The organism is Phenylobacterium sp. LH3H17 (assembly GCF_024298925.1).
GTDB lineage: Bacteria > Pseudomonadota > Alphaproteobacteria > Caulobacterales > Caulobacteraceae > Phenylobacterium.
Map to the genome: position 1 here is coordinate 118,921 of NZ_CP101283.1, position 24,541 is coordinate 143,461.

At 70.1% G+C, this 24,541-nt stretch carries 18 protein-coding genes and 1 riboswitch; of the genes, 8 read left to right on the top strand and 10 right to left on the bottom strand.

The genetic code is table 11. The features are described from left to right. Window positions 1–50: 50 nt before the first annotated feature. Together M9M90_RS00640 and M9M90_RS00645 are read right to left on the bottom strand one after the other, a co-directional pair. Entirely contained in the window at window positions 51–407 is a 357-nt protein-coding gene (locus M9M90_RS00640) for a hypothetical protein (protein WP_254835239.1), read from the bottom strand. Beyond that, entirely contained in the window at window positions 408–2,327 is a 1,920-nt protein-coding gene (locus M9M90_RS00645) for a potassium transporter Kup (protein WP_254835240.1), read from the bottom strand. A gap of 206 nt (window positions 2,328–2,533) precedes the next feature. Between M9M90_RS00645 and M9M90_RS00650 the strand changes: the two genes are divergently transcribed. Next, window positions 2,534–3,337 (top strand): SDR family oxidoreductase, encoded by an 804-nt coding sequence (locus M9M90_RS00650; protein WP_254835241.1) that lies wholly within the window; start codon window positions 2,534–2,536, stop codon window positions 3,335–3,337. Here the strand turns inward: M9M90_RS00650 and M9M90_RS00655 are convergent, their stop codons facing one another. Further along, window positions 3,338–4,027, bottom strand: a complete 690-nt coding sequence (locus M9M90_RS00655) for a MarC family protein (protein ID WP_254835242.1) — start codon at window positions 4,025–4,027, stop codon at window positions 3,338–3,340. A 75-nt stretch (window positions 4,028–4,102) separates the two neighbouring features. Between M9M90_RS00655 and pyrF the strand changes: the two genes are divergently transcribed. Then, window positions 4,103–4,816 (top strand): orotidine-5'-phosphate decarboxylase, encoded by a 714-nt coding sequence (gene pyrF, locus M9M90_RS00660; RefSeq protein WP_254835243.1) that lies wholly within the window; start codon window positions 4,103–4,105, stop codon window positions 4,814–4,816. Window positions 4,817–4,974: 158 nt separating this feature from the next. On the opposite strand, the gene M9M90_RS00665 is transcribed toward pyrF, so the two are convergent. Together M9M90_RS00665 and M9M90_RS00670 are read right to left on the bottom strand one after the other, a co-directional pair. Further along, window positions 4,975–5,613, bottom strand: coding sequence for a hypothetical protein (locus M9M90_RS00665; protein ID WP_254835244.1), 639 nt, complete (start codon window positions 5,611–5,613; stop codon window positions 4,975–4,977). An 89-nt stretch (window positions 5,614–5,702) separates the two neighbouring features. Further along, a complete protein-coding gene (locus M9M90_RS00670) occupies window positions 5,703–5,903 on the bottom strand; it encodes a DUF1674 domain-containing protein (protein ID WP_254835245.1) in 201 nt (66 codons plus the stop codon). Window positions 5,904–5,985: 82 nt separating this feature from the next. Here M9M90_RS00670 and M9M90_RS00675 point away from each other — a divergent pair, with 82 nt between their 5' ends. The 4 genes from M9M90_RS00675 (at window position 5,986) to purH (ending at window position 11,515) form a co-directional block, all read left to right on the top strand. After that, the gene (locus tag M9M90_RS00675; protein WP_254835246.1) at window positions 5,986–7,269 is read left to right on the top strand and encodes an RsmB/NOP family class I SAM-dependent RNA methyltransferase; all 1,284 of its coding nucleotides are present in this window, start codon (window positions 5,986–5,988) and stop codon (window positions 7,267–7,269) included. 69 nt (window positions 7,270–7,338) lie between these two features. After that, a complete protein-coding gene (gene rpe / locus M9M90_RS00680) occupies window positions 7,339–8,001 on the top strand; it encodes a ribulose-phosphate 3-epimerase (protein ID WP_254835247.1) in 663 nt (220 codons plus the stop codon). 4 nt (window positions 8,002–8,005) lie between these two features. After that, window positions 8,006–9,736, top strand: coding sequence for a heparinase II/III family protein (locus M9M90_RS00685; protein ID WP_254835248.1), 1,731 nt, complete (start codon window positions 8,006–8,008; stop codon window positions 9,734–9,736). 59 nt (window positions 9,737–9,795) lie between these two features. Continuing rightward, window positions 9,796–9,878, top strand: a riboswitch (ZMP/ZTP riboswitch). A 23-nt stretch (window positions 9,879–9,901) separates the two neighbouring features. Continuing rightward, a complete protein-coding gene (gene purH / locus M9M90_RS00690) occupies window positions 9,902–11,515 on the top strand; it encodes a bifunctional phosphoribosylaminoimidazolecarboxamide formyltransferase/IMP cyclohydrolase (RefSeq protein ID WP_254835249.1) in 1,614 nt (537 codons plus the stop codon). Between the two features lie 66 nt (window positions 11,516–11,581). Here the strand turns inward: purH and M9M90_RS00695 are convergent, their stop codons facing one another. Next, a complete protein-coding gene (locus M9M90_RS00695) occupies window positions 11,582–16,426 on the bottom strand; it encodes an NAD-glutamate dehydrogenase (RefSeq protein ID WP_254835250.1) in 4,845 nt (1,614 codons plus the stop codon). A 211-nt stretch (window positions 16,427–16,637) separates the two neighbouring features. After that, window positions 16,638–17,774, bottom strand: coding sequence for an AI-2E family transporter (locus tag M9M90_RS00700; protein WP_254835251.1), 1,137 nt, complete (start codon window positions 17,772–17,774; stop codon window positions 16,638–16,640). 251 nt (window positions 17,775–18,025) lie between these two features. Between M9M90_RS00700 and M9M90_RS00705 the strand changes: the two genes are divergently transcribed. After that, window positions 18,026–19,507, top strand: a complete 1,482-nt coding sequence (locus tag M9M90_RS00705) for a helicase HerA-like domain-containing protein (protein ID WP_254835252.1) — start codon at window positions 18,026–18,028, stop codon at window positions 19,505–19,507. Between the two features lie 59 nt (window positions 19,508–19,566). Here the strand turns inward: M9M90_RS00705 and M9M90_RS00710 are convergent, their stop codons facing one another. Together M9M90_RS00710 and M9M90_RS00715 are read right to left on the bottom strand one after the other, a co-directional pair. After that, window positions 19,567–22,266 (bottom strand): PAS domain-containing protein, encoded by a 2,700-nt coding sequence (locus M9M90_RS00710; protein WP_254835253.1) that lies wholly within the window; start codon window positions 22,264–22,266, stop codon window positions 19,567–19,569. Between the two features lie 117 nt (window positions 22,267–22,383). Continuing rightward, the gene (locus M9M90_RS00715; RefSeq protein ID WP_254835254.1) at window positions 22,384–23,163 is read right to left on the bottom strand and encodes an SDR family NAD(P)-dependent oxidoreductase; all 780 of its coding nucleotides are present in this window, start codon (window positions 23,161–23,163) and stop codon (window positions 22,384–22,386) included. Between the two features lie 51 nt (window positions 23,164–23,214). On the opposite strand from M9M90_RS00715, the gene M9M90_RS00720 reads away from it, so the two are divergent. Next, window positions 23,215–23,643 (top strand): YkvA family protein, encoded by a 429-nt coding sequence (locus M9M90_RS00720; protein WP_254835255.1) that lies wholly within the window; start codon window positions 23,215–23,217, stop codon window positions 23,641–23,643. On the opposite strand, the gene M9M90_RS00725 is transcribed toward M9M90_RS00720, so the two are convergent. Further along, window positions 23,640–24,512, bottom strand: coding sequence for a DMT family transporter (locus M9M90_RS00725; protein ID WP_254837190.1), 873 nt, complete (start codon window positions 24,510–24,512; stop codon window positions 23,640–23,642). The two genes, M9M90_RS00720 and M9M90_RS00725, sit on opposite strands and share 4 nt — an antisense overlap. Between the last annotated feature and the right edge of the window lie 29 nt (window positions 24,513–24,541).

The window sequence follows — 24,541 nt, forward strand, 5'->3', positions numbered from 1 at the left end:
GCAGGCGAGCGCCTTTAAGGGCGCCGGGGCGACGGTTTCAAGGCCAGAAGCTAGGGCTTGAGCACGCCCTCGGCCTCCAGCGCGTTCAAGGCGCCGCGCAGCCATTGCAGATGCATGATGGCGATCACCGCCGCCAAGGTCGCCCGCAGGCCGAAGAAGATCACGTCGTAGGTGATCTCGGTGACGCTGCGATGGCCCCAGAGCAGCACCGCGCCGAACAGGAAGGTCAGCCCGATCGGCAGGCCGAGCGCGACATCGCGCTTCAGGCGAAGGGCCTTTCGGGGATCGCCCTGCATGGGCACGCGGGTGTCCGGGTCCATGCGCCGCCAGGCCGTCAGGCTGGCCGAGGCCATGATCGAGAGGGCGACGATCCAGAGGATGTCGGCGGCGATGGAGAGCAGCGTCATCTAGACGGTCACCTGGGTTCCGAGCTCGACCACCCGTCCGGGCGGGATCTTGTAGAAGTCGGTGGGATTGGCCGCGTTCTTCATCAGGAAGATGAAGACCTTGTCCTGCCAGAGCGGCATGCCCGACTGGGCCGAGGGCACGATGGAGCGGCGGCCGAGGAAGAAGCTGGTGGCCATGATGTCGAACTTCAGGCCGAGTTTGCGGCACAGGCCCAGCGCCTTGGGCAGGTTCGGACTCTCCATGAAGCCGTAGGTGATGAACACCCGCTTGAAGTCGTCATTGACCGGCTCGATGCGGATGCGGTCGTCGTCCTTCACCCGCGGGGTCTCGGCGGTGAGCACGGTGAGCACGATGTTCTTCTCGTGCAGCACCTTGTTGTGCTTGAGGTTATGCATCAGGGCGACGGGCGCCATGTCCGGGTCCGAGGTCAGGAAGATCGCCGTCCCAGGCGCCCGGTGCGGGGCCCGGGCCCTGAGGATTTCCGACAGCTCGATCAGCGGCACGGAGTCGCGCCGGGTCTTCTCGCTGAGGATCTCGGCGCCGCGGTTCCAGGTCCACATGATCACGACCAGGGCGCCGCCCATCACGAGCGGCAACCAGGCGCCCTGGGGGATCTTCAGAAGGTTCGACCCGAGGAAGACCACGTCGATGGCGCCGAAGCCGATCACCGCCGCCAGGGCCTGCCACAGCGGACGCTTCCACATGTAGCGGATGATGACGAAGAACAGCAGGGTGTCGACGAACATCGCGCCGGTGACGGCGATGCCGTAGGCCGCCGCCAGGCCCGACGAGGTCTGGAACATCACCAGCAGGACCAGCACGCCGATCAGCAGATAGGTGTTCACCTGCGGCACGAAGATCTGACCCGCTTGGGTCTCGCTGGTCCGACGGATGTCGATCCGCGGCAGGAGGCCGAGCTGGACCGCCTGCTGGGTCATGGAGAAGGCGCCGGTGATGACGGCCTGGCTGGCGATCACCGTCGCGGCGACCGAGAGCAGCCACACCGGCCAATAGATCGCCTCCGGGATCATCTGGAAGAAGGGGTTCTCGCGGGCCAGCGGGTTGTCGAGCACCAGGGCGCCTTGGCCGAGATAGTTCAGGACCAGGGCGGGCAGCACCAGCAGCACCCAGGCCGTGCGGATCGGCTTCTTGCCGAAGTGCCCCATGTCCGCATAGAGCGCCTCGGCCCCGGTGACCGCCAGGAAGACGCTACCCAGGATGACGAAACCGAGCAGGCCGTTGGAGAACAGGAACATCACGCCGTAGTGCGGCAGCAGACCCCGGATGATCGACGGATCGTCGCCGATATGCAGCAGCCCCAGCGCCCCAAGGGTGACGAACCATATGGCCGTGATCGGTCCGAACAGCCGCGCCACGCTGGCCGTGCCGCGCGACTGCACCATGAAGAGGGCGATGAGGATGGCCGCCGACAGCGGAAGCACCAGGGGCGCAAGCCTGTCGCCCATGCCGGGGACTTCCTTGAGGCCCTCGATGGAGCCGAGGACCGAAACGGCGGGGGTGATCACGCCGTCGGCGTAGAACAGAGACGCGCCGACCACGCCCAGGATGAACACCGCCCGGGACCGCCGGCCAAGCGAACGCTGGGCCAGGGCCATGAGGGCCAGCGTACCGCCTTCGCCCTTGTTGTCGGCGCGCATCAGGAAGACGACGTATTTGATCGTGACGATGAGGATCAGCGCCCAGGTGACCAGCGACACCACGCCGAGCACGGCGAGTTCGTCGGTTCCGCCGCCGCGCGAATGGGCGAGCGCCTCGCGCATGGCGTAGAGCGGGCTGGTCCCGATGTCGCCGAACACCACGCCCACGGAGCCGAGGGCGAGCGCCCAGAAGCCTTCCTTCTTGTGAGCGGAGTGCGACTCTTCTCCAGCACCCCGAGGGGCGTCGGCCGGATCAGCCATCCAAAGTCTCCGGGAACGACGAGGAGGTTCCCTTGGGCGGCCCGATGCCGTCGCGGCGGGCGCGATACACCCGATTGGACCGCCATACAATGTCGGCGTGGCCGCGTCACGCTGACGCTCACGGCATCGGAGCGCGCGCGGCTTGACCTTCCGGGCGCTTTGGCCACCTTCGGGACCTGACCGCTTCGAGAGGTTCGAGGGCCGACATGGATCGCAGACTGGCGCTGGTGACGGGGGCTTCGGCCGGCATCGGCGCGGCTTTCGCGCGGATCTTCGCCAGTCATGGTTACGACGTGGCGCTCACCGCCCGGCGCACCGACCGGCTTGACAAACTGGCCGAGGAAATCCGCCTGCGCTACGGCGTGGAGACCCTGACCGCCACCGCCGACCTGGCCGAGCCCGGCGCGCCGACGGCGATCCTGGAGCGCCTGACCGCCCACGGCCGCGTGGTGGACGCCCTGATCAACAATGCCGGCTACGGCATCCCCGGGGGCTTCCTGGAGACCCCGTGGGAGGCCCATGCGGCCTTCCTGCAGGTGATGCTGACGGCGCCCACCGAACTGGCCCACAGGGTGCTGCCGGGCATGGTCGAGCGCCGCTTCGGGCGGATCGTCAATGTGGCTTCCCTGGCCGGGCTGATCCCCGGGTCGGCGGGGGCGACGCTCTATGCGGCCACCAAGAGCTATCTGGTGAAGGCCTCCCAAAGCCTGCACCTGGAGAACCAGGCCACCGGCGTGCACGTCAGCGCGCTCTGTCCGGGCTTCACCTATTCGGAATTCCACGACGTCAACCACACCCGCGACCAGATCAGCCGCGGGGCGCCAGCATGGATGTGGCTGGGCGCCGACGAGGTGGCCGCCGCCGGCTACGAGGCTGTGGAGGCCAACCGCCCCATCTGCGTCCCCGGCGCGCCGAACAAGGCCATCGCCGCCGTCGCCAAGCTGGTCCCCGACGACTGGGCCCTGGCGCTCATGGCCAGCCAGGGGCCGCGGTTCCGTGGGAAGGTCTAGCTACTTCGCGTAGGGCGCGGCGGCTTCGCGCAGGATGACGCCGGCCGTGGACTCCGCGACGCCCGCCAGGATGAACTGCACCGCGAGCGCGCAGAGGATCAGGCCCAGCACCCGCACCACGATGGTCAGGCCGATACGGCCCAGCAGCCGGGTGATCACCGGGGTCGCCCAGAAGCTGAGCATGGTGGCCAGCGCCAGGGCGGCGATCACCGCCACCCCCACGGCCGCCCCGGCCAGGCCGAACCGCTTGGCCTCGCTGGCGTAGATCACCACCGTCGAGATGGCGCCGGGCCCGATCAGCAGCGGCATGGCGAAGGGGACGATCATGCGCTCGAACCGCGCGCGAGCCTGAGCCTTGCCGCCCGCCGTGGCGCCGTCGTCGCCCTCGAGGGTCAGGCTGGCGGTGAAGTCGTTGCGCACCATGTCGAGGCCCAGCAGAAACAGGATCACCCCGCCGGCGATGCGGAAGGCCGCCAACGAAATGCCGAAGAATTCCAGCAGGGCCAGGCCCGAGAAGTAGAAGAAGGTCAGGAAGACCAGGACGAACAGCGACAGGTAGACCGCGATCAGCCGGCTCTCGCGGCCCTTGACCCCATTGGTCGCCGCGGCGAACAGCGGGACGTTCCCGATCGGGTCGATCAACGCGAAAAGGGCGACGAAGAAGTTGACCGCGAAGTCCCACTGGCTCATCCCTGGGTCTTAGCCCAATTCGACGCCGCGCCGAACTCCGCTTAGGAGGTCGCGCGCCCCTGCATGGAGCCCGCCATGAGCCTCGCCGCCGCCGCCGTCCGCTGCGATCCCCGCCTGATCGTGCCGCTGGACCTGCCCACGGTGGAGGAGGCCCGCGCCCTTACCGTGGCGCTGGGCGACGCGGTGAGCTTCTACAAGGTGGGCCTGGAGCTGTTCGCCACCGGCGGCGGGATGGGCCTGGCCCGCGAGCTGAAAGGCCAAGGCAAGCAGGTGTTCCTGGACTGGAAACTGCACGACATCGGCACCACGGTGCAGCGGGCCGCCAGCGTGCTGGCCGACACCGGCTGCGACTTCCTAACCGTCCATGCCGAGCCGCAGGTCATGGAGGCCGCGGTGCGCGGCAAGGGCCGGTCGTCGCTGAAGATCCTGGGCGTCACCGTCCTGACCAGCCTGGCCGACCCTGACCTGATCGAGATGGGTTTCCAGGAGACCGCCCGGCAACTGGTCGAGCGGCGCATCCACCACGCGGTGAAGGCCGGCTGTGACGGGGTGATCGCCAGCCCGCACGAGGCGGCCCTGGCGCGCTCCATCGGCGGCAAGGACTTCCTGGTGGTGACGCCGGGCGTCCGGCCCGACTGGTCGGCCAAGAACGACCAGGCCCGCGCCGCAACGCCGGCCGAGGCGCTAAAGGCCGGGGCCAGCCACATCGTCTGCGGCCGCCCGATCAGCGCCGCCAATGACCCGCGCGAGGCGGCCCTGCGGATCGCCGCGGAGATGTTCGGGGTCTGACGGGCGAGGTCTCAAGATGCTCCCCCATTGGGGGGAGCTGTCGGCGAAGCCGACCGAGGGGGACTTTGACCCTTGCCTGTGGGCTGTAGCCCCCTCCGTCACGTCGCCGAAGAGGGCGACGCGCCACCTCCCCCAAAAGGGGAGGATCTAAGAGCGCCCTAGCGCTTGCCGCCGCCGCAGCCGCCCTTGCAGCCGCCCCGGCCGCCGATGCGGACATTGACGCGCGAGGACGAGTAGGCCGAAGCCGAGGCCCGCGACGAAGCGCCGGCGAAGGCGCCTGCGCCGGCGACGGCGTACCCGCCCCCGCCGCCATAGCCGCCGCCGTCCATGTAGCCGCCGACGCCGCCGTAATCGTAGAAGAGGCTGGGGTGGACGCCGATCTCGCCTACCACACGGCCGCCGCAGGTCGAGCGGCAGGCCGCGCCGGGCCAGCCGTAGTTCTGCGAAGCGTAGCCATAGGTCGGGATCTGGTAGCCGTAGCCCCGGGCCTGCTCGCGATGATGGTCGTAGCGCGGCGCCTCGGCATGCCGGCGCTCATGATCGGACGGGCCGTAGCGATCCGGGTCCACATAGCGTCCGCGCCAGCCGCTGTCGTATTCCTGGTCCTGGATGCTGCGCTCGGCATAGGCCATGCGCCGATCGTCGGCGTAGCCGCCCTGCTCGTAGCGCTCGTCGTAGCGGCTGTAGGGTCCCTGGTCGGGCCCGCCCATCAGCTCGGGATAACGGTCCTGGGCGAGGGCGGCGCTCGCGCCGCTCACCAGGGTCAGACCGACAACCGCGCTTAGAATCCGACGCATGACCGCCTCCGCACACACTACTGCAGGGCGAGCCTAGGCGTGGGGCGGCCGCCTCGCGACCGCTTGCCCCTCAGGCGGGAGCGTTAGGGTTAAAAATCAACCGCTATGCCCTTGCGCTCCCAGTCGCCGAAGCGCGTGGGCTCCAGACCCTTTGGGCCGCCCAGCTCGGCGGCGCGTTCGGCGGCCTCCGCCGCCGCGGCATGGCGCGCCGCGGCCTCTTCCAGCGCCCGTCGGGCGGCGGGGGTGAGGGGCTTGTCCGGCGCCGCGTTGGGCGGGATCTGATCGGTCATGGGGTGAATTTAGGCCTTTCGCGATCCATTCGCCAGCATTGGCGGGCTTGCGTCGGGACGCCTTTGAGGGCACGCCCCGCCAGTGACGACAGATACAGACCTCGGCCTGCCCGCCCGCCGCGCGGCCCTCGACATCCTTTCGGCCAGCCTGGCGCGCCGCGCCGGCCTGGACGAGGCCTTGAACCGACCTGCCTTCAGCGCCTTGCCGCCCCGCGACCGGGGCTTCGCCATGGCGCTGGCCATGGCGACCCTGCGCCGGTTGGGCGCCGTCGACCGGGCCCTGGACGCCAGGCTCGCAAAGGCCCCGCCGGACGCGGTGCGCAATATCCTGCGGATCGGGGTGATCCAGGCCTTCGTGCTGGACACCCCGGCCTTCGCCGCGGTCACCACCAGCGTCGACCTGGCGGCCAGCCATTCCTCGACCCGGGCCTTCAAGGGCCTGGTCAACGCCGTGCTGCGCGGCCTGCTGCGCGACCCTCCGAACCTGGACGAGCCCGAGACCCTCGCCCCCGGCTGGCTCTACGCCCGCTGGAGCGCGGCGTACGGGCCCCAGGCGGCCCACGACATGGCCGCCCTGATCGCCGATGAGCCGGCCACCGACCTGTCGGCCAAGTCGCCCGAGGGTCTCGAGGCCCTGGCCGCCGAGCTTGAGGCGGAGATCCTGCCGGGCGGAACCCTGCGCACCGCGCGCAAGGGCGACGTGGCCGCCTGGCCCGCCTACGGGGCCGGGTCCTGGTGGGTGCAGGACGCCAGCGCCGCCATCCCCGCACGCCTGCTGGACGTCAAGGCGGGCGAGACCGCGCTCGACATGTGCGCCGCCCCTGGCGGCAAGACCCTGCAGCTGGCCGCCGCGGGAGCGCAGGTCACCGCCATCGACCGTTCCGCCGCGCGCCTGGAGCGGGTGAGGGAGAACCTGCAGCGCATGGGGCTCAGCGCCGAGATCGCGGCGGCCGAGGCCGGCGACTGGGCCGATACGCGCGAATTCGACGCCGTCCTGCTGGACGCACCCTGCAGCGCCACCGGCACCTATCGTCGCCATCCCGACGTGCTGTGGGCCGCACGCCCCGGCGACGTCGCCGCCCTGGCGGGGGTGCAGTCACGCCTGCTGGACTCCGCGGCGCGGCGCACCAAGGTCCGCGGGCGGCTGGTCTATTGTGTCTGTTCGCTGGAGCCCGAGGAGGGCGAGGCCCAGGTCGCGGGCTTCCTGGCGCGCCACCCGGGCTTCTCGCTGTCGCCCGTCGCGCCCGGCGAGGGCGGCGCGCCCGAGGCCAGCCGGCTGGCCGACGGGACCCTGCGGCTGCTCCCCCACCAGCGGCCGGGCGGACAGGACGGCTTCTACGTGGCCCGCTTCACGCGCGGCGCCTGACGACCCCTAGTCTTCCGCCGCGAGAAATGACGGTTGGCGCGACGGCCGGGCTTGGCTAAGTCGAGGATCATGACCCGCGCTCCGATCATCGCCCCGTCCATCCTGGCCTCGGACTTCGCCAAGCTGGGCCAGGAGGTCGCCGCCATCGAGGCGGCCGGCGCCGACTGGGTGCATGTGGACGTCATGGACGGTCACTTCGTGCCGAACATCACCCTCGGCCCCGACATCGTCAAAGCCCTGCGGCCGCACGCCAAGATCCCCTTCGACGTTCACCTGATGATCGCCCCGGTCGATCCGTATCTGGAGGCCTTCGCCCAGGCCGGCGCCGACATCATCAGTGTCCATCCCGAGAGCGGGCCGCACCTCAACCGCACGCTCAAGCGCATCCGCGAGCTCGGGGCCAAGGCGGGGGTGGTGTTCAACCCCTCCACCGATCCCAGCGTCATCCAGTGGATGATGGACGAGATCGACCTGATCCTGGTCATGTCGATCAATCCGGGCTTCGGCGGCCAGAAGTTCATGCATTCGCAGCTCAGGAAGATCGAGCGCCTGCGCAAGATGATCGACGAGACCGGCCGGCCGATCGAGCTGGAGGTCGACGGCGGGGTGACCGTTGAGACCGCCCCTCTCTGCGTCGCCGCCGGCGCCACGGCGCTGGTGGCCGGCACGGCCGTGTTCAAGGGCGGCCCCGACGCCTATGCCGGCAACATCCGCGCGTTGAAGGGCGGCTAGGGTCTTGGCCGGCGGCCCTCCGGCGATTTTCGACACTCCCGGCGGCGCCTGGGCCCTGGCCCTGGCGGAAGGCGGCCGCCGCGCGCTTCGCCGCGAATGGGCCGGGACCGGCCTGCACCGCTGGCTGCTTTCGCGCCCGAAGGCCCAGGGCCTGGCCGGAGAACCCAAGGACCCGCGCCCGACCGACCTGGCCGCTGGACGCCGCATCCTGGCCGGGCGTTTCGAGTTCGGCGGCGCCAGCCTCGAGGCTGGGGTCGGCGGCGATCCCTGGGACCGGCCCAGTCCCTCGCGCCGCTTCGCCGCGGCCCTGCACCGGTTCGACTGGAGCCCCGACCTGATCGCCCTGGGGGACGACGGCGCGGCCGAGGCCCTGCGGCTGACCCTGGACTGGCGGCGGCTATTCGGTCGCTGGAACGGCTTCGCCTGGTCGCCCGAGGTGCTGGAGCGCCGGGTGTTCCGCCTGGCCTGCGCGGCGAAGGCCATCAGCGCCAAGGCCTCGGACGCGGAGGCGGCCCTGATCGCCCAGGACCTGGCGCGCCAGGCGCGGCACCTGGTTACCCTGATCGACGGACCGGTCCGGGCCGCCGAGCGCGCCTGCGCCGCGGCCCTGGCCGGCGCCGCGCTGGCGGGTGACGCTGGGGAGGACCTGATCGCCAAGGGATTGTCGCGGCTGCAGCGCGTCCTGCCGGTGACGGTGCAGCCGGACGGCGGGCACGCCTCGCGCTGCCCCCGGGCGGCCCTGGAGCTGCTGTTCGACCTGCAGGCCTTGGATGAGGCCCTTGTGCATCGGGGGATCGCCCCGCCCGACGAGATGCTGCGGGCCATCGATCGGCTGGCGGGGGCGGTGCGATTCTTCACCCTGGCCGACGGCGGCCTGCCCGACCTGCAGGGCGGCGAGGGCGGCGCCGCCGCCTATGTGGCCGCCGCGCGGGCCAGCGAGGGCGCCTCGACCAAGCTGCCCACCGCGCGGAACGGCTACCAGCGGCTGGAGGGTCGTAGCCTGCAGGTGATCGCCGACGCCGCCCCGCCGGCCCGGGGCCCGTGGAGCGTCACCGCCTGCGCCCAGCCCCTGGCCATGGAGCTGCTGATCGGCGCGCGGCGGGTGATCGTGGCAAGCGCCTGGTCGCCCGACGCCGTGGGGCCCCAGGCCTTGCGGGTGGCCGACGCCGGATCGACCGCGACCCTGGGCGACGCGCCCTGCGGCGAGCCCCTGGGCGGGTTCCGGGCCGGTGTGCTGGGGCCGCGTCTGGTGGGCGGCTACGACGCAGTGGACGCCCGGCGGCAGGAGGCCGACGGCGCGGTCTGGCTGGAGCTGGCCCATGACGGCTGGGCCAAGCGTTTCGGCCTGCGCCATGAGCGGCGGCTCTATCTCGACCTCGCCGCCGACGAACTTCGGGGCGAGGACCGCTTCGTCACCGCCCGTCCCGGCGTCGACCTGGGCGAGGCGGGGCGTCGCTTCGTCCCGTTCACGGTGCGCTTCCACCTGCACCCCGACGTCAAGGCCAGCCTGGCCCGCGACGGCAAGAGCGTCCTTCTGCAGGCGGGCGACCAGGAGCACGGATGGTGGCTGCGCAACGACGCCACCGACGCCTCGGTGGAGCCTTCGGTCTTCTTCCAGGACGGACAGCCCAGGCGGGCCCGGCAGATCGTCCTGCGCGGCCAGGCCCGGGTCGACACCGGCGCTCGCATCCGCTGGAAACTCGCCGCCGCCGACATGTGGCCGCCGCCGCAGTGACAATGCGCTGTCAATCCGCAGCCGCATTGACCTGAGGCCGCTCCGGGCCTATGCCCCCGCCCATTCCGTGTGACTGGCGAATGAAGGTGGGCGACCACCGGGGAGCGCGGAATCTCATATGCCGCTCGCCTGGGCAATTTCCTTGAAACGCATCAGGAGACTGCCATGCCCGCCGCACCGAATTTCCCGCCCGCCCCCGACCGTGTCGCTCCCAAGCGCGCCCTGATCTCGGTCTCCGACAAGACCGGCCTGGTCGAGGCCGCGAAGGTCCTGGCCGAACTGGGCGTGGAGCTGGTCTCCACCGGCGGCACGCGGGCGGCCATCGCCGCCGCCGGCCTGGCGGTGAAGGACGTCTCCGACCTGACCGGCTTTCCCGAGATGATGGACGGGCGGGTGAAGACCCTGCATCCGATCGTCCATGGCGGGCTGCTGGGGGTGCGCGACGCGCCCGACCACGCCAAGGCTATGGCCGACCACGGCATCGGCGGCATCGATATCGTCTATGTGAACCTCTACCCCTTCGAGGCCACGGTGGCGAAGGGCGGGAGCTTCGAGGACTGCGTCGAGAATATCGACATCGGCGGACCGGCCATGGTGCGCTCGGCCGCCAAGAACCACGGCTATGTGGCCATCTGCACCGAGATCGCCGACCTGGAAGAGGTGCTGGCCGAACTGAAGGCCGACGGCGCCACCAGCCTGGACCTCCGGAAGAAACTGGCGGCCCGCGCCTATGCCCGCACGGCGGCCTATGACGCGGCCATCTCCACATGGTTCGCCAAGTCGCTGGGCGAAACCGCTCCCGCCCGCCGCGCCTTCGCCGGCAAGCTGGTTCAGACCATGCGATATGGCGAGAATCCGCATCAGGCCGCGGCCTTCTACGCCGAGGAAAGCCCGCGCATCGGCGTCGCCACCGCCCGCCAGATGCAGGGCAAGGCGCTCAGCTACAACAACATCGCCGACACCGACGCGGCCATCGAGCTGGTCGCCGAGTTCGATCCGTCCGCCAGCGCCGCCGTGGCGATCATCAAGCACGCCAATCCCTGCGGCGTGGCCCTGGGGGCGGACCTGAAGAGCGCCTATGAGCGCGCCCTGCAGTGCGATCCGGTCTCGGCCTTCGGCGGCATCGTGGCGGTGAACCGCCGGCTGGACGCCGCCGCGGCCCGCGAGATCATCAAGATCTTCACCGAGGTCGTGGTCGCCCCGGAGGCCGACGAGGACGCCATCGCCCTGTTCGCCAAGAAGAAGGACCTGCGCCTGCTGCTGACCGGAGGCCTGCCCGATCCGCGTGCGGCGGGCGACGCCTACAAGCAGGTGGCCGGGGGTTTCCTGGTGCAGAGTCGCGACACCGCCCACATCACCGCCGGCGACCTGAAGATCGTCACCAAGCGCCAGCCGACGGACGCCGAGGTGCGCGACATGCTGTTCGCCTTCACGGTGGCCAAGCATGTGAAGTCCAACGCCATCGTCTACGCCAAGGACGGCCAGACGGCGGGCATCGGGGCCGGCCAGATGAACCGTAAGGACTCGGCCCGGATCGCGGCGCTGCGGGCGGGCGAAGCCGCCGAGGCCGCCGGCCTGCCGGCGTCCCTGGCCAAGGGCTCGGCCTGCGCCTCGGACGCCTTCTTCCCCTTCGCCGATGGTCTGCTGCAGGCGGCCGAAGCCGGGGCGACCGCGGTGATCCAGCCGGGCGGATCGATCCGCGACCAGGAGGTGATCGACGCCGCCGACGCCGCCGGCCTGGCCATGGCCTTCACGGGCGTGCGGGTGTTCCGGCACTAGCCTCCAAACGCTCGTCATCCCCCGGATCTGCCTTCGGCTGACCGGAGGATGACGAGCGTTGGGGTCTTACCGCTTCTTCCCCGGGCTCGCCGTCGCCAGCTCGCGCAGGGCGGCGTTTGCGATGGTCAGCTTGGCGAAGCTCCAGCCGCCGCCTGCGGCCTCGATCTCCTCCACCGACTTGCGGGCGGCCTCGGCCAGGTCGCGGCGCAGCGCGGCCCAGGAGCCGATGGCGGCCTGGGCGGTCTCCGCCGTCTCGCCCGCCTGAGCGTTCCCGGCGAAGGTCATGATCGCGCGGGTCACGGCGGCCTGTTCGGCCAGCAGGTCCTCCACCAGGCGCCGCACGGCGGTGCGTTCGAAGTTGTCGCCGGCCGTGAAGCCGCCGGCCGCGGCGCGCAGCCGGTCGAAGGCGAAGGTGCGGCCGACCTGGTGGTAGAGCCGCGCGACGTTGGGCAGGGCCCAGCTCGAGGCGTCGGCCAGGTCGACAAGGTCGACGGCGGTGGTCAGGGGCTGCAGGTTGGCGACCTGGCGGGCCAGGTCCTCGGGCGCCCCGGCCTCGGTCATGCGGACAACCTGGGTTTCCAGACGCTCGCGCTCCACGGCGGAGAGGATCTCCGGGATCAGCTTCTTAAGCATCGCCGCACCGGGGCCGTAGCGCCGGACCAGGGACTCGACCCCGCCGCCGGAGCGGGCCGCGCGGCGGGCCAGCCAGAACGTCTCGCCGCGCAGGGTGTAGGCCAGGCGCCGGTAGACGGCCATCTGGCCGGCCGCCGGGATCCGGCCGTCCAGCGCCGAGACCTGGTTCCACAGGGCCGGAAGGCCCAGCACCGCCTTGGCCGCCTCATAGGCGGTGATGAAGGCGGTCACGTCGCACGAGGCCGCCGCCATCAGCCGTTCCGGGAAGGACGGTCCGCAGCGGTTGATGACGTCGTTGGCCGTGACGGTGGTGATGATCTCGCGGCGCAGGCGATGGCGACGCAGCGCCTCGTCGAACTTGCGTACCCCCTTGGGGAAGTAGCCTTCCAGGACGTCCTCGAAGAACGGGTCGTCGGGGACCTCGCTCTCGATCATGTGGCGCTTGAGCTCCAGCTTGCCATAGGCCAGCAGGATGGCCTCTTCCGGCCGGGTCAGGCCCTTGCCGGCCAGGCGGCGCTCGGCGATCGCATTGTTGTCGGGCAGACCCTCCACCGCGCGGTCGAGCTGGCCGCGGGATTCCAGCAGGCTCATGAACCGGGCGTGCGGCTCCAGCTCGCCCGGCGCGTCCAGGTCCATCAGCGAGAGCGCCAGGGTCTGGTCGTAGTTGTGGGTCAGCACGTGGCGGCCGACATCGTCGGTCATCGATTTCAGCAGCTTGTCGCGCTTGGGCCGGTTGAAGACCCCGTTGCGCTCCAGCATGCCGGTGAGGATCTTGATGTTGACCTCGTGGTCGGAGGAATCGACCCCGGCGGAGTTGTCGATGGCGTCGGTGTTGATCCGTCCGCCCTTCATGGCGAACGCGATGCGTCCGGCCTGGGTGAGGCCGAGATTGGCGCCCTCGCCGATCACCTGAACCTTGAGCTCGTCGGCGTTGACGCGGATGGCGTCATTGGCCTTGTCGCCGACCTCGATGTGGGTCTCGCCACGGGCCTTCACATAGGTGCCTATGCCGCCGACATAGAGCATCTCGGCCGGCGCCTTGAGGATGGCGTTCATCAACTCGGCCGGGGTCAGGCTGTCGGCCTCGACCCCCAGCAGGGCCTTGATCTCCCGGCTGAGTGGGATCGACTTCAGGCTTCGCGGAAATACGCCGCCGCCCTTGGAGATCTTCTTGCGGTCGTAGTCGTCCCAGGCCGAGCGCGGGAGGGCGAACATCCGCTCGCGCTCCTTGTAGGAGGCGGCGACGTCGGGATCCGGGTCGACGAAGATGTGGCGGTGGTCGAAGGCCGCCTGCAGGCGGATCTGGGTCGAGAGCAGCATGCCGTTGCCGAACACGTCGCCGGACATGTCGCCCACGCCGACCACGGTGAAGGGCTGGCTCTGGATGTCCTTGCCCAGTTCGCGGAAGTGGCGCTTGACCGCTTCCCAGGCGCCGCGGGCGGTGATGCCCATGACCTTGTGGTCGTAGCCCGCCGAGCCCCCCGAGGCGAAGGCGTCGCCGAGCCAGAAGCCGTAGGACTCGGCCACGCCGTTGGCGATGTCTGAGAAGGTGGCCGTGCCCTTGTCGGCGGCGACCACCAGATAGGGATCGTCGCCGTCATGGACCACGACGCCCTGGGGATGGATCACCCTGCCCTCGGCGTCGAGGTTGTCGGTGAGGTCGAGCAGGCCGCAGAGGAAGGTCTTATAGGCGCGGATGGCCTCGGCCCTGATCGCGTCCGGGGTCCCCCCCTTGGGCAACTGCTTGGGATAGAAGCCGCCCTTGGAGCCCACCGGCACGATGACGGCGTTCTTGGTCTGCTGGGCCTTCACCAGGCCCAGGACCTCCGTGCGGAAGTCGTCGCGGCGGTCGGACCAGCGCAGGCCGCCGCGGGCCACGGGGCCGAAGCGCAGATGGACGCCCTCGACGTGCGTGGCCCAGACGAAGATCTCGCGATAGGGCTTGGGCAGGGGCAGGTCGGCCACCTGCGGGGAGGCGACCTTGAAACTGATATAGGGCTTCACCCGACCCTCGGCGTCGAGCTGGTAGTAGTTGGTCCGCACGGTGGCGGCGACCAGCAGGGCCAGGCGGCGCAGGACCCGGTCGTCGTCCAGGCTGTCGACCAGTTGCAGGGCCGAGGTGATCTCGTCCATCACCTTCACGGCCTGCGCCGAGCGCGCGCCCAGGTCGGCGGTGATCGCCGGGTCGAACTTGGTGCGGAACAGGTCGAGGATCAGCCGCGCCACGCCCGGATGGTTGGAGAGCGCCGTCTCGGTGACCCTTTGGCTGGGGTCGAGCCCCGACTGCTGGCGGTGGCGCGCCAGGGCGCGGATCAGGGCGGCCTCGCGCCAGGAGATGGAGAGCTCCAGCACCAGGCGGTTGAAGCCGTCGTTCTCGGTGGCGCCCATCCAGATGGCCACGAAGGCGTCCTCGAAGGCCGCGCGCAACTCGTCGAACACCAGGTGTTCGCCGTGGGCGTCGTCGATCTCGAACTCGTGGACATAGACCCGCCGGGCGCCCGCCGGGGTCACCGGGAAGCCGTTCTCGACCATGGCCTTGAGGCCCATGTTCTCCAGGATCGGCAGGACGTCGGCGAGCGGCGCGGGGGAACCCGGGCGGTAGAGCTTGAACCGGAACTGGGTCTTCGAATCGGCGGCCCGGCGGAAGGCGCGCACCCGCACCGGCTCGCCGGGGGCCAGGTTCTCGATGACATCGATGTCGGCCAGGGCCTCCTGGACGTCGTAGCGCTCGCGGTAGCCGGCCGAGAAGGCCTCGGCGTAGCGGCCGACGACCTGGGCCACCTGCGGGGTGTCGCGTCCCGAGCCGCGCACGGCCGCGGCGAAGCGGTCGGACCAGGTGCGGGAGGCCGCGGCGATCTGGCCCTCGACGGCCTTCAGGTTGGGCTGGTCATGGGCGCCCGGCTGGAAGCCGATGATGAAATGCACCCGGGCGAGCGGGGAGTCCGAGAAGGTCGGATAATAGGCCGAGACACGGCCGCCATAGGCTTCGGCCAGCATGTCGCCGGCCCGCTCGCGCAGGCCGGAATCATAGCGTTCGCGCGGCACGTAGAGCAGCACCGAGGCGAAGCGGTCGAAGGGGTCGCGCCGTTCGAACAGCCGCACGCGCGGCCGGTCGTAGAGGTGGAGTATGGCGAGCGACGTGGCCAGCAGGTCGTCCTCGCCGGCCTGGAACAGCTCGTCGCGGGGATAGCTCTCCAGGACGTTGCGCAGGCGCTTTTCATTGTGGCTGCCCGGGACCTTGCCGGCGCGGGCCAGGAGGTGGGCGACCTTGGCGCGGATCAGCGGCACGCTGTGGGCCGGCTCGTCATAGGCCTCGGCGGTGAACAGCCCGACGAACCGGATCTCTCCCGAGGGCTTGCCGTCGGCGCCGTAACGCTTGACCCCCACATAGTCCATGTACCCGCGGCGATGGACGCGCGAGCGGACATTGGACTTGGCCACGGTCACCGGATCGGCCCCCAGGCTGGCCTGTAACTGGGCGGTCAGGAGGGCCGGCTCGGAGGTGCGGCGCAGGACCGTGCGGGTCGGATCGCGCAGCACGCCCAGGCCGTCCTCGGGCAGGAAGAGGGGCTCTTCCGGGGCGTAGTCGCCGTTCTTCAGGCGCGGATACTCATAGATTCGCGCGCCCAGATAGACGAAATGCTCGTCGTGCAGCCACTCCAGGAAAGCGACGTCCTCATCGCGGGCGGCGCTGGCCGGGGAGGCCTTCAGCTCGTCGATGGTGCGCGACATGAGGGCCAGCATGGACGGGAAGTCGTCGACGGCGGCGCGCACATCGTCCAGCGCCGCCTTCAGCCCGGCGACCAGGGCGGCCTCGCGGTCCGCGCCCACCTTCTCCAGGATCACCTGGATCATCGACTCGCGCCGGGGCGCGCCGTCGGCCGTCCGTGCGCCCTTGCGGTCGCGACCGACGGCGACGATCGGGTGGAACATGGCCCGCACCGACAGTCCCTGATCGGAGATCTCGCCCATCACGCTATCGACCAGGAAGGGCGCGTCGTTCTGCAGGATCTCCAGCCGTTCCAGCTCGGGGACGCCGTCTACGGGGGCGAGCCGGATCACCGGGCCCGAACCCTTGCGGACGGCGGCGAAGGCCCAGAAGTCGGCCAGCAGGGCGGCCAGCGCCGCGGTGGGGATCTCGGGCAGTTCGTCGGGGGCCGCGTCCTCCGCCGCCTGGGCGATGAAGTCGCGCGCCGCGTCGCTCTCTTCGCCGACCAGCTTGCCGAAGGCGGCGATCAGGGCGCGCTGGGCGGAACTCTTGCGAGGGGCCTTGCTCATATCCGGCCTCCGGTCACGAGGAGGGAGGGGGCGGACACGAGAACGCCGCCGGAGGAGAGAGTCCGGCGGCGCGTTGTTCCGCCCTGGGGGGCGAGGCGGAACGCTCGGGGCTCGCGGCGGCTGGGGCTAAGGCCGGCGTCGCCAAGAGATCGGGGGCTTCCCGAACGAGACTGAGATAGGAAGGAAAAAGCCAAGTTGAAGACCCTGGTTTTCAGGATATGGGTTCACGCTTGCGTGACGCGGAAGTGCGCTTTTCGAGCGCGGGTTTCTTGTCCGGCGCGCCGGACGACCGGTGGTCGCGCAGTTTCTCCGGCTCGCCGTCCGCCGACAGCAACACGGCCAGCCAGCGGGTGCCGCGGAACTGGGCCAGGATCACCATGGCCATGACGGTGAGCGGCGTGGACAGGAACATGCCCGCCATGCCCCACAGCGCGCCCCAGAAGGCCAGGCTGAGCAGGACCACCACCGGGTCCATGTTGAGGCTGTCGCCCTGCATGCGCGGCAGGATGATGTTGCCGACCACGAACTGGATGGCCTGCAGCACCCCCAGCAGGATCACCGCCGGCCAGAAGGTGGGGAACTGGATGAGCGCGAAGATCGGCGGCGCCAGGATGCCGACCGCCCCGCCGATCACCGGGATGTAGGAGGCGATGAAGATCAGGAAGGCCCAGAAGATTGCGTTGTCCAGGCCCATCACCGCCATGGCGATCCAGGAGGCGACGGCGATGATCAGGCCGGTGACCGTCTGGACCCACAGATAGCGCTCCACCCCGTCGCGGATGCGGCGGAAGGCCGCCATGGCTTCCGTGCGCTCGGCATGGTGCGGGAACAGGCCCACCACCTTGCGCTGGAAACCGCGCCGCGAAGCGATGATGAAGCCCAGATAGATCAGGATGAAGAAGGCGTCGGAGGCGAAGCCCTGCAGTCCCTTGGCGACATCGGCCAGGTAGGCGCTGGGGTTCAGCCGCACGAACAGCTCGCTGACGGTCGGCGGCACGTCGATGCCCAGCAGGCCGGCCACCTGGGCGATCAGTCCGTTGAGCCGCGGCGTGTAGGCCACCAACTGTCCTACGAAGCTCGTGGCGTTCTCGGCGATGACGAAGGTCGAGCCGCCGAACAGCAGCACCGAGAGCACGATGGCCGCCGGCAGGGCCGTCCGTTCGCTCACCCAGGGCAGGCGCGAGCGGATCACCCGGGCGAACCCATCGATCATCACCGCCAGGAAGACGGCCAGCGCCAGGGGCGTGAGGATGCTCCGCAGCCAATAGAGCGTCGCCCCGCAGGCGATCACCGCCAGGATTACCGTGGCGGTACGGGTGACGGTTGGTTGGGAGGCGGTTTCGGGCATCGGTCTCTCGCGGAGCTCCCTGTTCGACCGCGACTGTCCGCGTCGGGGAGGTCCGCGTCAATTTTGGCGATCCCTACCCTGGTTCGGGCGGGCACTGGAGGTGTTTTGCCGTCAGATCGTTAAGTTTCGGTCCAACCTGCTCAGATTCCACAGATTAACGGCAATCACCTTCCGATTTCCGGTTTGCCGGTGGTCGGCGTCGCACGGCGCGGATAGCTTGGCCAACGGTACGAAGTGTTTGGGAGCAAACGATGTCCGACGGCGTCATGATCGGCTTTTCCGACCATCCGGAAATGCTTCGGCTGGACCGCGCCAACCGTCATGGCCTGGTGGCCGGCGCCACGGGGACGGGCAAGACCGTCACCCTGCAGATCCTGGCGCAAGGGTTGTCGGACGCCGGGGTGCCGGTGTTCGCCGCCGACGTGAAGGGCGATCTCTGCGGGATCGCCGCGGTGGGCGCGCCCAACGAGAAGATGCAGGCGCGCGCTGCGAAGATGAACCTGACCCTGAATCCGGCCGCCGCCCCGGTGGTGTTCTGGGACCTGTTCGGCGAGCAGGGCCATCCGATCCGCGCCACGGTCTCGGAGATGGGCCCGCTGCTGATCTCGCGAATGCTGGAGCTGAACGACGTCCAGGAGGGCGTGCTGACGGTGGTGTTCCGCGCCGCCGACGACGAGGGCCTGCTGCTGCTGGACCTGAAGGACCTGCAGGCGGCGCTCACCTTCGCCTCCGAAAACGCCTCGGCGCTCGGCGCCAAGTACGGCAACGTCTCGCCCACCACGGTGGCGACCATCCAGCGGAAGCTGCTGATGCTGGAGGACCAGGGCGGGGCGGGCCTGTTCGGCGAGCCGGCCCTGCAGCTCTCCGACCTGATGCGCACCGACGGCTCCGGGCGCGGCTACGTGAACATCCTGGCGGCGAACCGGCTGATCGCCAGCCCGCGGCTCTACGCCACCTTCCTGCTGTGGCTGATGAGCGAGCTGTTCGAGGAGCTGCCCGAGGTGGGCGATCCCGAGAAGCCGCGCCTGGCCTTCTTCTTGGACGAGGCGCACCTGCTGTTCCGCGACGCCCCCAAGCCGCTGCTGGAAAAGGTCGAGCAGGTGGTCCGCCTGATCCGCTCCAAGGGGGTGGGGGTCTATTTCGTCACCCAGAACCCGGCCGACATCCCCGAAACGGTGCTGGGCCAACTGGGCAACCGCATCCAGCATGCGCTTCGGGCCTACACACCGGCGGAGCAGAAAGGCCTGCGCGCCGCCGCCCAGAGCTTCCGGGAGAACCCGACCTTCGACACCGCCGAGGCGATCCAGGGCCTGGGTGTCGGCGAGGCCCTGGTCTCGGTGTTGGACGAGCGCGGCGCGCCGACCGTGGTGCAGAAGACCCTGGTCCGGCCCCCGGTCTCGCGCCTGGGTCCGATCACGCCCGCCGAGCGCGCCGCGGTCATGGCCCAGAGCCCGGTACGCGGGCTGTATGATGTCGCCAAGGATCGGGAGAGCGCCTTCGAGACCCTCAAGGCCCGCGCCGTCGCGGCGGCCGAGATCGTGGAAGCCCCGCCCGTCCGCCGGGCCGCCGAGCCGGACGACGAACCGGCGCGCCGGGCCGAGCCCCGCGCCCGCGCCTCCAACCGCCAGGGCATGGGCGAGGCCTTCGCCAAGTCCCTGCTGCGCCAGGCCGGCAGCACCATCGCCCGCGAACTGATGCGCGGCGTTCTAGGCAGCCTGAAGAAGCGGCGGTAGGGGGCTCCAGATGCTCCCCCTCTTTGGGGGAGCTGTCGGCGAAGCCGATCAATCGCGTCCTAGACGCTCACCCGCGCATCGCCCAGGGCGTCGCGGACGGCGGCGGCGAGCTGCTCCGCGCGGAAAGGCTTGCGCAGGACGGGCCAGGCCGACGCGTCCGGGGCCTGGTCCAGGCGATCGCCGGCATAGCCGGTGGTGAGGATGATCGGCAGGTCGGGATGGCGCGCCCGCGCGGCGCGGGCGAGCTCGGCGCCGTTCATGCCGCCCGGCATCACGATGTCGGAGATCAGCAGGTCGAAGCGCTCAGGCCCAGCGAGCCGCAGCAGGGCCGAGGGCCCGTCGGCCTCGCTGGTCACCCGGCAGCCGAGATCGTCCAGCAGGCCCTCGGTGACCGCCCGCACGGCGCTGTCGTCCTCCACCAGCAGGATCCGCGCGCCCCGCGCCCGACCGTCGTCGACGGCGACGTGGTCGTTGGGCGGCTCGACCCGCGCCTCGGGTTCGGCGGCGGGCAGGTAGAGGGCCACGGTGGTCCCGCGCCCCAGTTCGGACTCGATGGCCACCGCGCCGCCGACCTGCTTGATGAAACCATAGACCTGGGCCAGGCCGAGGCCGGTGCCCTTGCCGACCTCCTTGGTGGTGAAGAACGGCTCGAAGGCCCGTTCCAGGGTCTCGGGCGCCATGCCCGCGCCGGTGTCGGTGACGCTGACCACGATGTGGTCGCCGGCCGGGGCGCCGGCGACCTCGCCCTCCGCCAGCGTGCGGCGGGCGGTGGTGATCTCGATGCTCGCACCGGGCCGACCGGCGGTGGCGTCCACGGCGTTGACCACCAGGTTCAGTAGGGCGGCCTCGAACTGGGCTGGATCCAGACGGCTCATGCCGACCGCCGGATCGCCGCGCAGGACCAGGGGAACCCCCTCGTCGCCGGCGCGGCGGGCCAGAGGCTCGACCTGCTCGACCAGGCCGTGGACGTCCACCACCTCCAGCTTCAGCTCCTGACGGCGGGCGAAGACCAGAAGCTGGCGGGTCAGGCGCTCGCCGCGACGGCCCGCCGCCAGGGCCGCCTCGCCCAGGCGGCGCACGCGGGCGGTGTCTTCGGGATGGCGCAGGATCATGTCCAGGCCGCCGATCACCACGGTCAAAAGGTTGTTGAAGTCGTGCGCGACCCCGCCGGTCAGCCGGCCGACGGTTTCCAGGCGCTGGGCCTGGGCCAGGGCGGCCTCCGCGCGGGCCTGTTCCTCCAGGCTCTCCTGCAATTCACGGGTGCGCTCGGCGACGCGGACCTCCAGTTCGGTCCGGGCCTCGACGATCTCGGTGATGTCGGTGGAGGTTCCGAACCAGCGGTGGATCGCTCCGGCCGGATCGCGGACAGCCGAGGCGCGGCCGTTGACCCAGCGATACACCCCGTCATGCCGGCGGAGGCGGTACTCGATGTCGTAAGGCAGGCCCCCGCGTGTGGCCTGGGACCAGGCCTGCTGGACCCCGTCACGGTCCTCGGGGTGCACCAACCCAAGCCATCCCTCGCCGAACTGTTCGGCGGCGGGTTTTCCGGTGTAAGCGGTCCACTGCGGGCTCAGATAGTCGCAATATCCGTCGGCCCGCGTCGACCAGATGAGTTGCGGCAGGCTGTCGACCAGGGCGCGGACCCGGGCCTCGCCTTCGCGAAGGGCGGTTTCGGCGACCCGGCGATCGGTGACATCGACGCACGAGCCCACATAACCCATGAAGGCGCCCTCGTTATCGAAGGCCGGCGCGGCGGTTTCCTCCAGCCAGCGATAGCGGCCGTCGTGGCGGCGGATCCGGTACTCCAGACGGGCCGTTCCTCGGTGGACCGCATGCTCCGCATAGGCTGCCAGCAGGGGTTCACGGTCGTCGGGATGGACGTTCTCCAGCCAGCCGCGACCCCGTTCCTGCTCCAGGGTGCGGCCGGTGAAGGCGAGCCACGTGTCATTGAACCAGCTGGCGCGCTGGTCGACCCCGCTCGTCCAGATCAGCACGGGAGCGGCGTTGGCGATGTTGCGGAACTGGTCGCGGCCACGAACGGCGGCGGCCTCGGCCTCACGCTGGGCGGTGACGTCGCGGAACGAGACGGCCACCCCATTTTCGAGCCGCACGGCGCTGGAGCGCAGTACACGTTCCTGACCATCGATGACGCGGCGGACCTCGATATCGTCCGGGCCGCCGGAGGCCATCACCGCGGCGAAGCGGGCGATGGTCCCGGCCCCTATTTCGCCGGGAAAGGCCTCGCCGACCCGGCGGCCGACCAGGCCGTCGATACCGTCGGGGGCCATCTCTTCGGCGGCGGGATTGGCGTAGACCCAGGCGAAGTCGACTACAGCCCCATTCTCGATGACCGCTTCGAGGATGACGAAGGCGTCCAGCCCGTGTTCCTGGAAGATGCGGAACCGCTCCTCGGCGGCGACCCCGCGGATGATGGCCCGGCGCAGCGCCCTGGCGATGAGCACGGTGGCGAGCGCCGTGACCATGAAGAAGATGAGCTGCGATTGGTTGGGGGCGTCCGTCCACAGCGCCACCGCGCCCGCGCTGGCCAAGGTGGCGATCAAGCCCCCGCGCAGGCCCGCCACCAGGGTCGCGAACAGCACCGCTGGATAGTAGGCCATGAAGTTGGGCGGATCGGGGAGGACGAAACCGGCGGCGTAGCGGAGGCCGGCGGCGAGCGCCACTGCGGCGAGGGCCGCGGCATAGGCCGCCGCCGGATGTTCGATCGCGGTCGCGAACCTCTGCGCCCAACGTCCGACCATGACGCGCTAACGCCCCCAACAATGCACTCCGGCCTACGGAAGGCCGAAACGGGGCGGAGGTAAAGCCGCGTCATGGATGAGGCGGACCGGCCCCGCGGACCGGTCCGACTGAATGCCTTAGCGCGGAGCCATCCGGATGGCTCCGTCGAGGCGCACGTCCTCGCCGTTGAAATAGCCGTTGGTGATCATCTCCAGCGCCAGGGACGCGTAGTCCTCGGCGTTGCCGAGGCGCTTGGGGAAGGGCACGGAATTGGCCAGGGCCTGTTTCACCGCTTCCGGCGCGCCGCGCATCAGCGGGGTGTCGAAGATGCCGGGGAGGATGGTGTTCACCCGGATGCCTTCGCTGGCCAGGTCGCGGGCGATCGGCAGGGTCATGCCGACCACGCCGCCCTTGGACGCCGAATAGGCCGCCTGGCCCATCTGGCCGTCCTCGGCCGCGACCGAGGCGGTGTTGACGATGGCCCCGCGCTCGCCGTCGATCGGCTCCAGGTCCAGCATGCCCTTGGCCGACTTGGCGATGCAGCGGAAGGTGCCCACCAGGTTGATCTGGATGATCAGGTTGAAGGCGTCGAGCGGGAAGTGCTTGGTCTCGCCGGTGGTCTTGTCGCGGCCGGCGGTCTTGGCCGCGTTGCCGGTGCCGGCGCAGTTGACCAGGATACGCTCCTGGCCGTGGGCCGCGCGGGCCTTGGCGAAGGCCGCGTCGACCTCGTCGTCGGAGGTGACGTTGCACTTGCAGAACACGCCGCCCACTTCTTTTGCGACTTCTTCGCCCTTGGCTTCGTTCATGTCGAAGATGGCGACCTTGACGCCGTGGGCCGCGAGTTGGCGCACGGTGGCTTCGCCGAGGCCCGAGGCGCCGCCGGTGACTACCGCGGCGATGGAGGAATCGAGTTTCATGGACGCTTGGCTCCCGTTCTCGTCTAAACTGATGTCGGAGGCTTTAGCCCGATGAGCGCAGACTCAAAAGCGTCACGCCACGTCAACGGCGGCGCATTCGACCCAAAGCAGACGCTTGATCCCGCCCGGGCGCTGGTCCCGTCGGTGGTGCAGGTCAATGAACAGCGCGTGGCCAAGGGCTTCTGGCCGAAGATCCGGCGCACGGCGGCCAAGATCCCCTTCGCTGGGGACGCGCTCTCGGTGTGGTTCTGCGCCAAGGACCCCGCGACCCCGCGCACGGCCAAGGCGATGATGATGGCGGCGCTCGCCTATTTCGTCCTGCCGGCCGACGCCATTCCCGACGTCCTGGCGGTGGTGGGCTTCACCGATGACGCCGCGGTGTTCGCCGCGCTCATGGCCCTGGTGGGTAAGAACCTGAAGCCCCGCCATCGCGCCGAGGCCAAGGCCCTGCTGAACCAGATGCAGCGCGACGACGACTAGAGCGGCTCCTCGCTCACGACGACGGCGGCCTGCCTGGCCTTGCTGAGCTGATGCTCGCGCCAGGTGATGAGCAGGGTCGAGGCCACCACCAGGGCCGCGCCGGCCACGGTCCAGACGCTGGGGATCTCGTGGAACAGCGAGACGCCGACGATCACCGTGAACACCAGTCGGATATAGTCGATGGGCGCCATGGCCGCGGCGTCGCCGATCGACATGCCCTTGATGTAGCAGCCCTGGGTGATGGTCCCCAGGACGCCCATCGCCCCCAGCAGGACCAGGTCGAAGGGTTCGGGCCAGCGCCAGGTGAAGATCGCCCCGGGTATGCCCAGGATCAGGCCGAGCGTCGCGGCCCAGACCAGCAGCACGGTGGGCGAATGGTCGCGGGTCATCACCTTCATGCCGGTGATGGTGAGCGCGAACAGGAAGGACGAGGCCAGCATGGCCAGGGCCGGGAGGCCGATGGCGAACGTGCCGTCCACTCCCGGCCGCAGCATGACCAGCACCCCGAGGAAGCCGACCACCGCGGCGGCGATCCGCAGGGGCCCCACGGTCTCGCGCACCACCAGGGCCGCCAGCGGCACCAGCCAGAGGGTGCGGGTGAAGGACAGCGCATTGGCGTCGGCCAGGGGCATCTTCTGGAAGGCGTAGAAGGAGAGGATCATCCCCACCGTGCCCGCCGCCGAGCGGAACAGCAGGATGCCCGGCCGGGTGGTCGTATAGGCCCCGCGGCCGCGCCGGATGATGATCGGCAGGAGCACGATGAAGCCCGCCAGTTGGCGATAGAAGGTCTGAAGCGCCGCCGGATAGTCGTCGCCCAGGAACTTGATCAGCGTGGTCATGCCGGTGAAGCCGAGCGCCGAGGCCACCATCCACAGGGCCCCGTGGACGTTTGGGGTCA

Bases quoted from the DNA above. Each gene is read 5' to 3' on its own strand.
- M9M90_RS00645 (WP_254835240.1), bottom strand. From the start codon at position 2,327: ATGGCTGATCCGGCCGACGCCCCTCGGGGTGCTGGAGAAGAGTCGCAC.
- M9M90_RS00710 (WP_254835253.1), bottom strand. From the start codon at position 22,266: ATGGTCGGACGTTGGGCGCAGAGGTTCGCGACCGCGATCGAACATCCG.
- M9M90_RS00720 (WP_254835255.1), top strand. From the start codon at position 23,215: ATGAGCGCAGACTCAAAAGCGTCACGCCACGTCAACGGCGGCGCATTC.
- M9M90_RS00695 (WP_254835250.1), bottom strand. From the start codon at position 16,426: ATGAGCAAGGCCCCTCGCAAGAGTTCCGCCCAGCGCGCCCTGATCGCC.
- M9M90_RS00725 (WP_254837190.1), bottom strand. From the start codon at position 24,512: ATGGTGGCCTCGGCGCTCGGCTTCACCGGCATGACCACGCTGATCAAG.
- rpe (WP_254835247.1), top strand. From the start codon at position 7,339: ATGACCCGCGCTCCGATCATCGCCCCGTCCATCCTGGCCTCGGACTTC.
- M9M90_RS00665 (WP_254835244.1), bottom strand. From the start codon at position 5,613: ATGCGTCGGATTCTAAGCGCGGTTGTCGGTCTGACCCTGGTGAGCGGC.
- M9M90_RS00650 (WP_254835241.1), top strand. From the start codon at position 2,534: ATGGATCGCAGACTGGCGCTGGTGACGGGGGCTTCGGCCGGCATCGGC.
- M9M90_RS00705 (WP_254835252.1), top strand. From the start codon at position 18,026: ATGTCCGACGGCGTCATGATCGGCTTTTCCGACCATCCGGAAATGCTT.
- purH (WP_254835249.1), top strand. From the start codon at position 9,902: ATGCCCGCCGCACCGAATTTCCCGCCCGCCCCCGACCGTGTCGCTCCC.
- pyrF (WP_254835243.1), top strand. From the start codon at position 4,103: ATGAGCCTCGCCGCCGCCGCCGTCCGCTGCGATCCCCGCCTGATCGTG.
- M9M90_RS00700 (WP_254835251.1), bottom strand. From the start codon at position 17,774: ATGCCCGAAACCGCCTCCCAACCAACCGTCACCCGTACCGCCACGGTA.
- M9M90_RS00655 (WP_254835242.1), bottom strand. From the start codon at position 4,027: ATGAGCCAGTGGGACTTCGCGGTCAACTTCTTCGTCGCCCTTTTCGCG.
- M9M90_RS00715 (WP_254835254.1), bottom strand. From the start codon at position 23,163: ATGAAACTCGATTCCTCCATCGCCGCGGTAGTCACCGGCGGCGCCTCG.
- M9M90_RS00640 (WP_254835239.1), bottom strand. From the start codon at position 407: ATGACGCTGCTCTCCATCGCCGCCGACATCCTCTGGATCGTCGCCCTC.
- M9M90_RS00670 (WP_254835245.1), bottom strand. From the start codon at position 5,903: ATGACCGATCAGATCCCGCCCAACGCGGCGCCGGACAAGCCCCTCACC.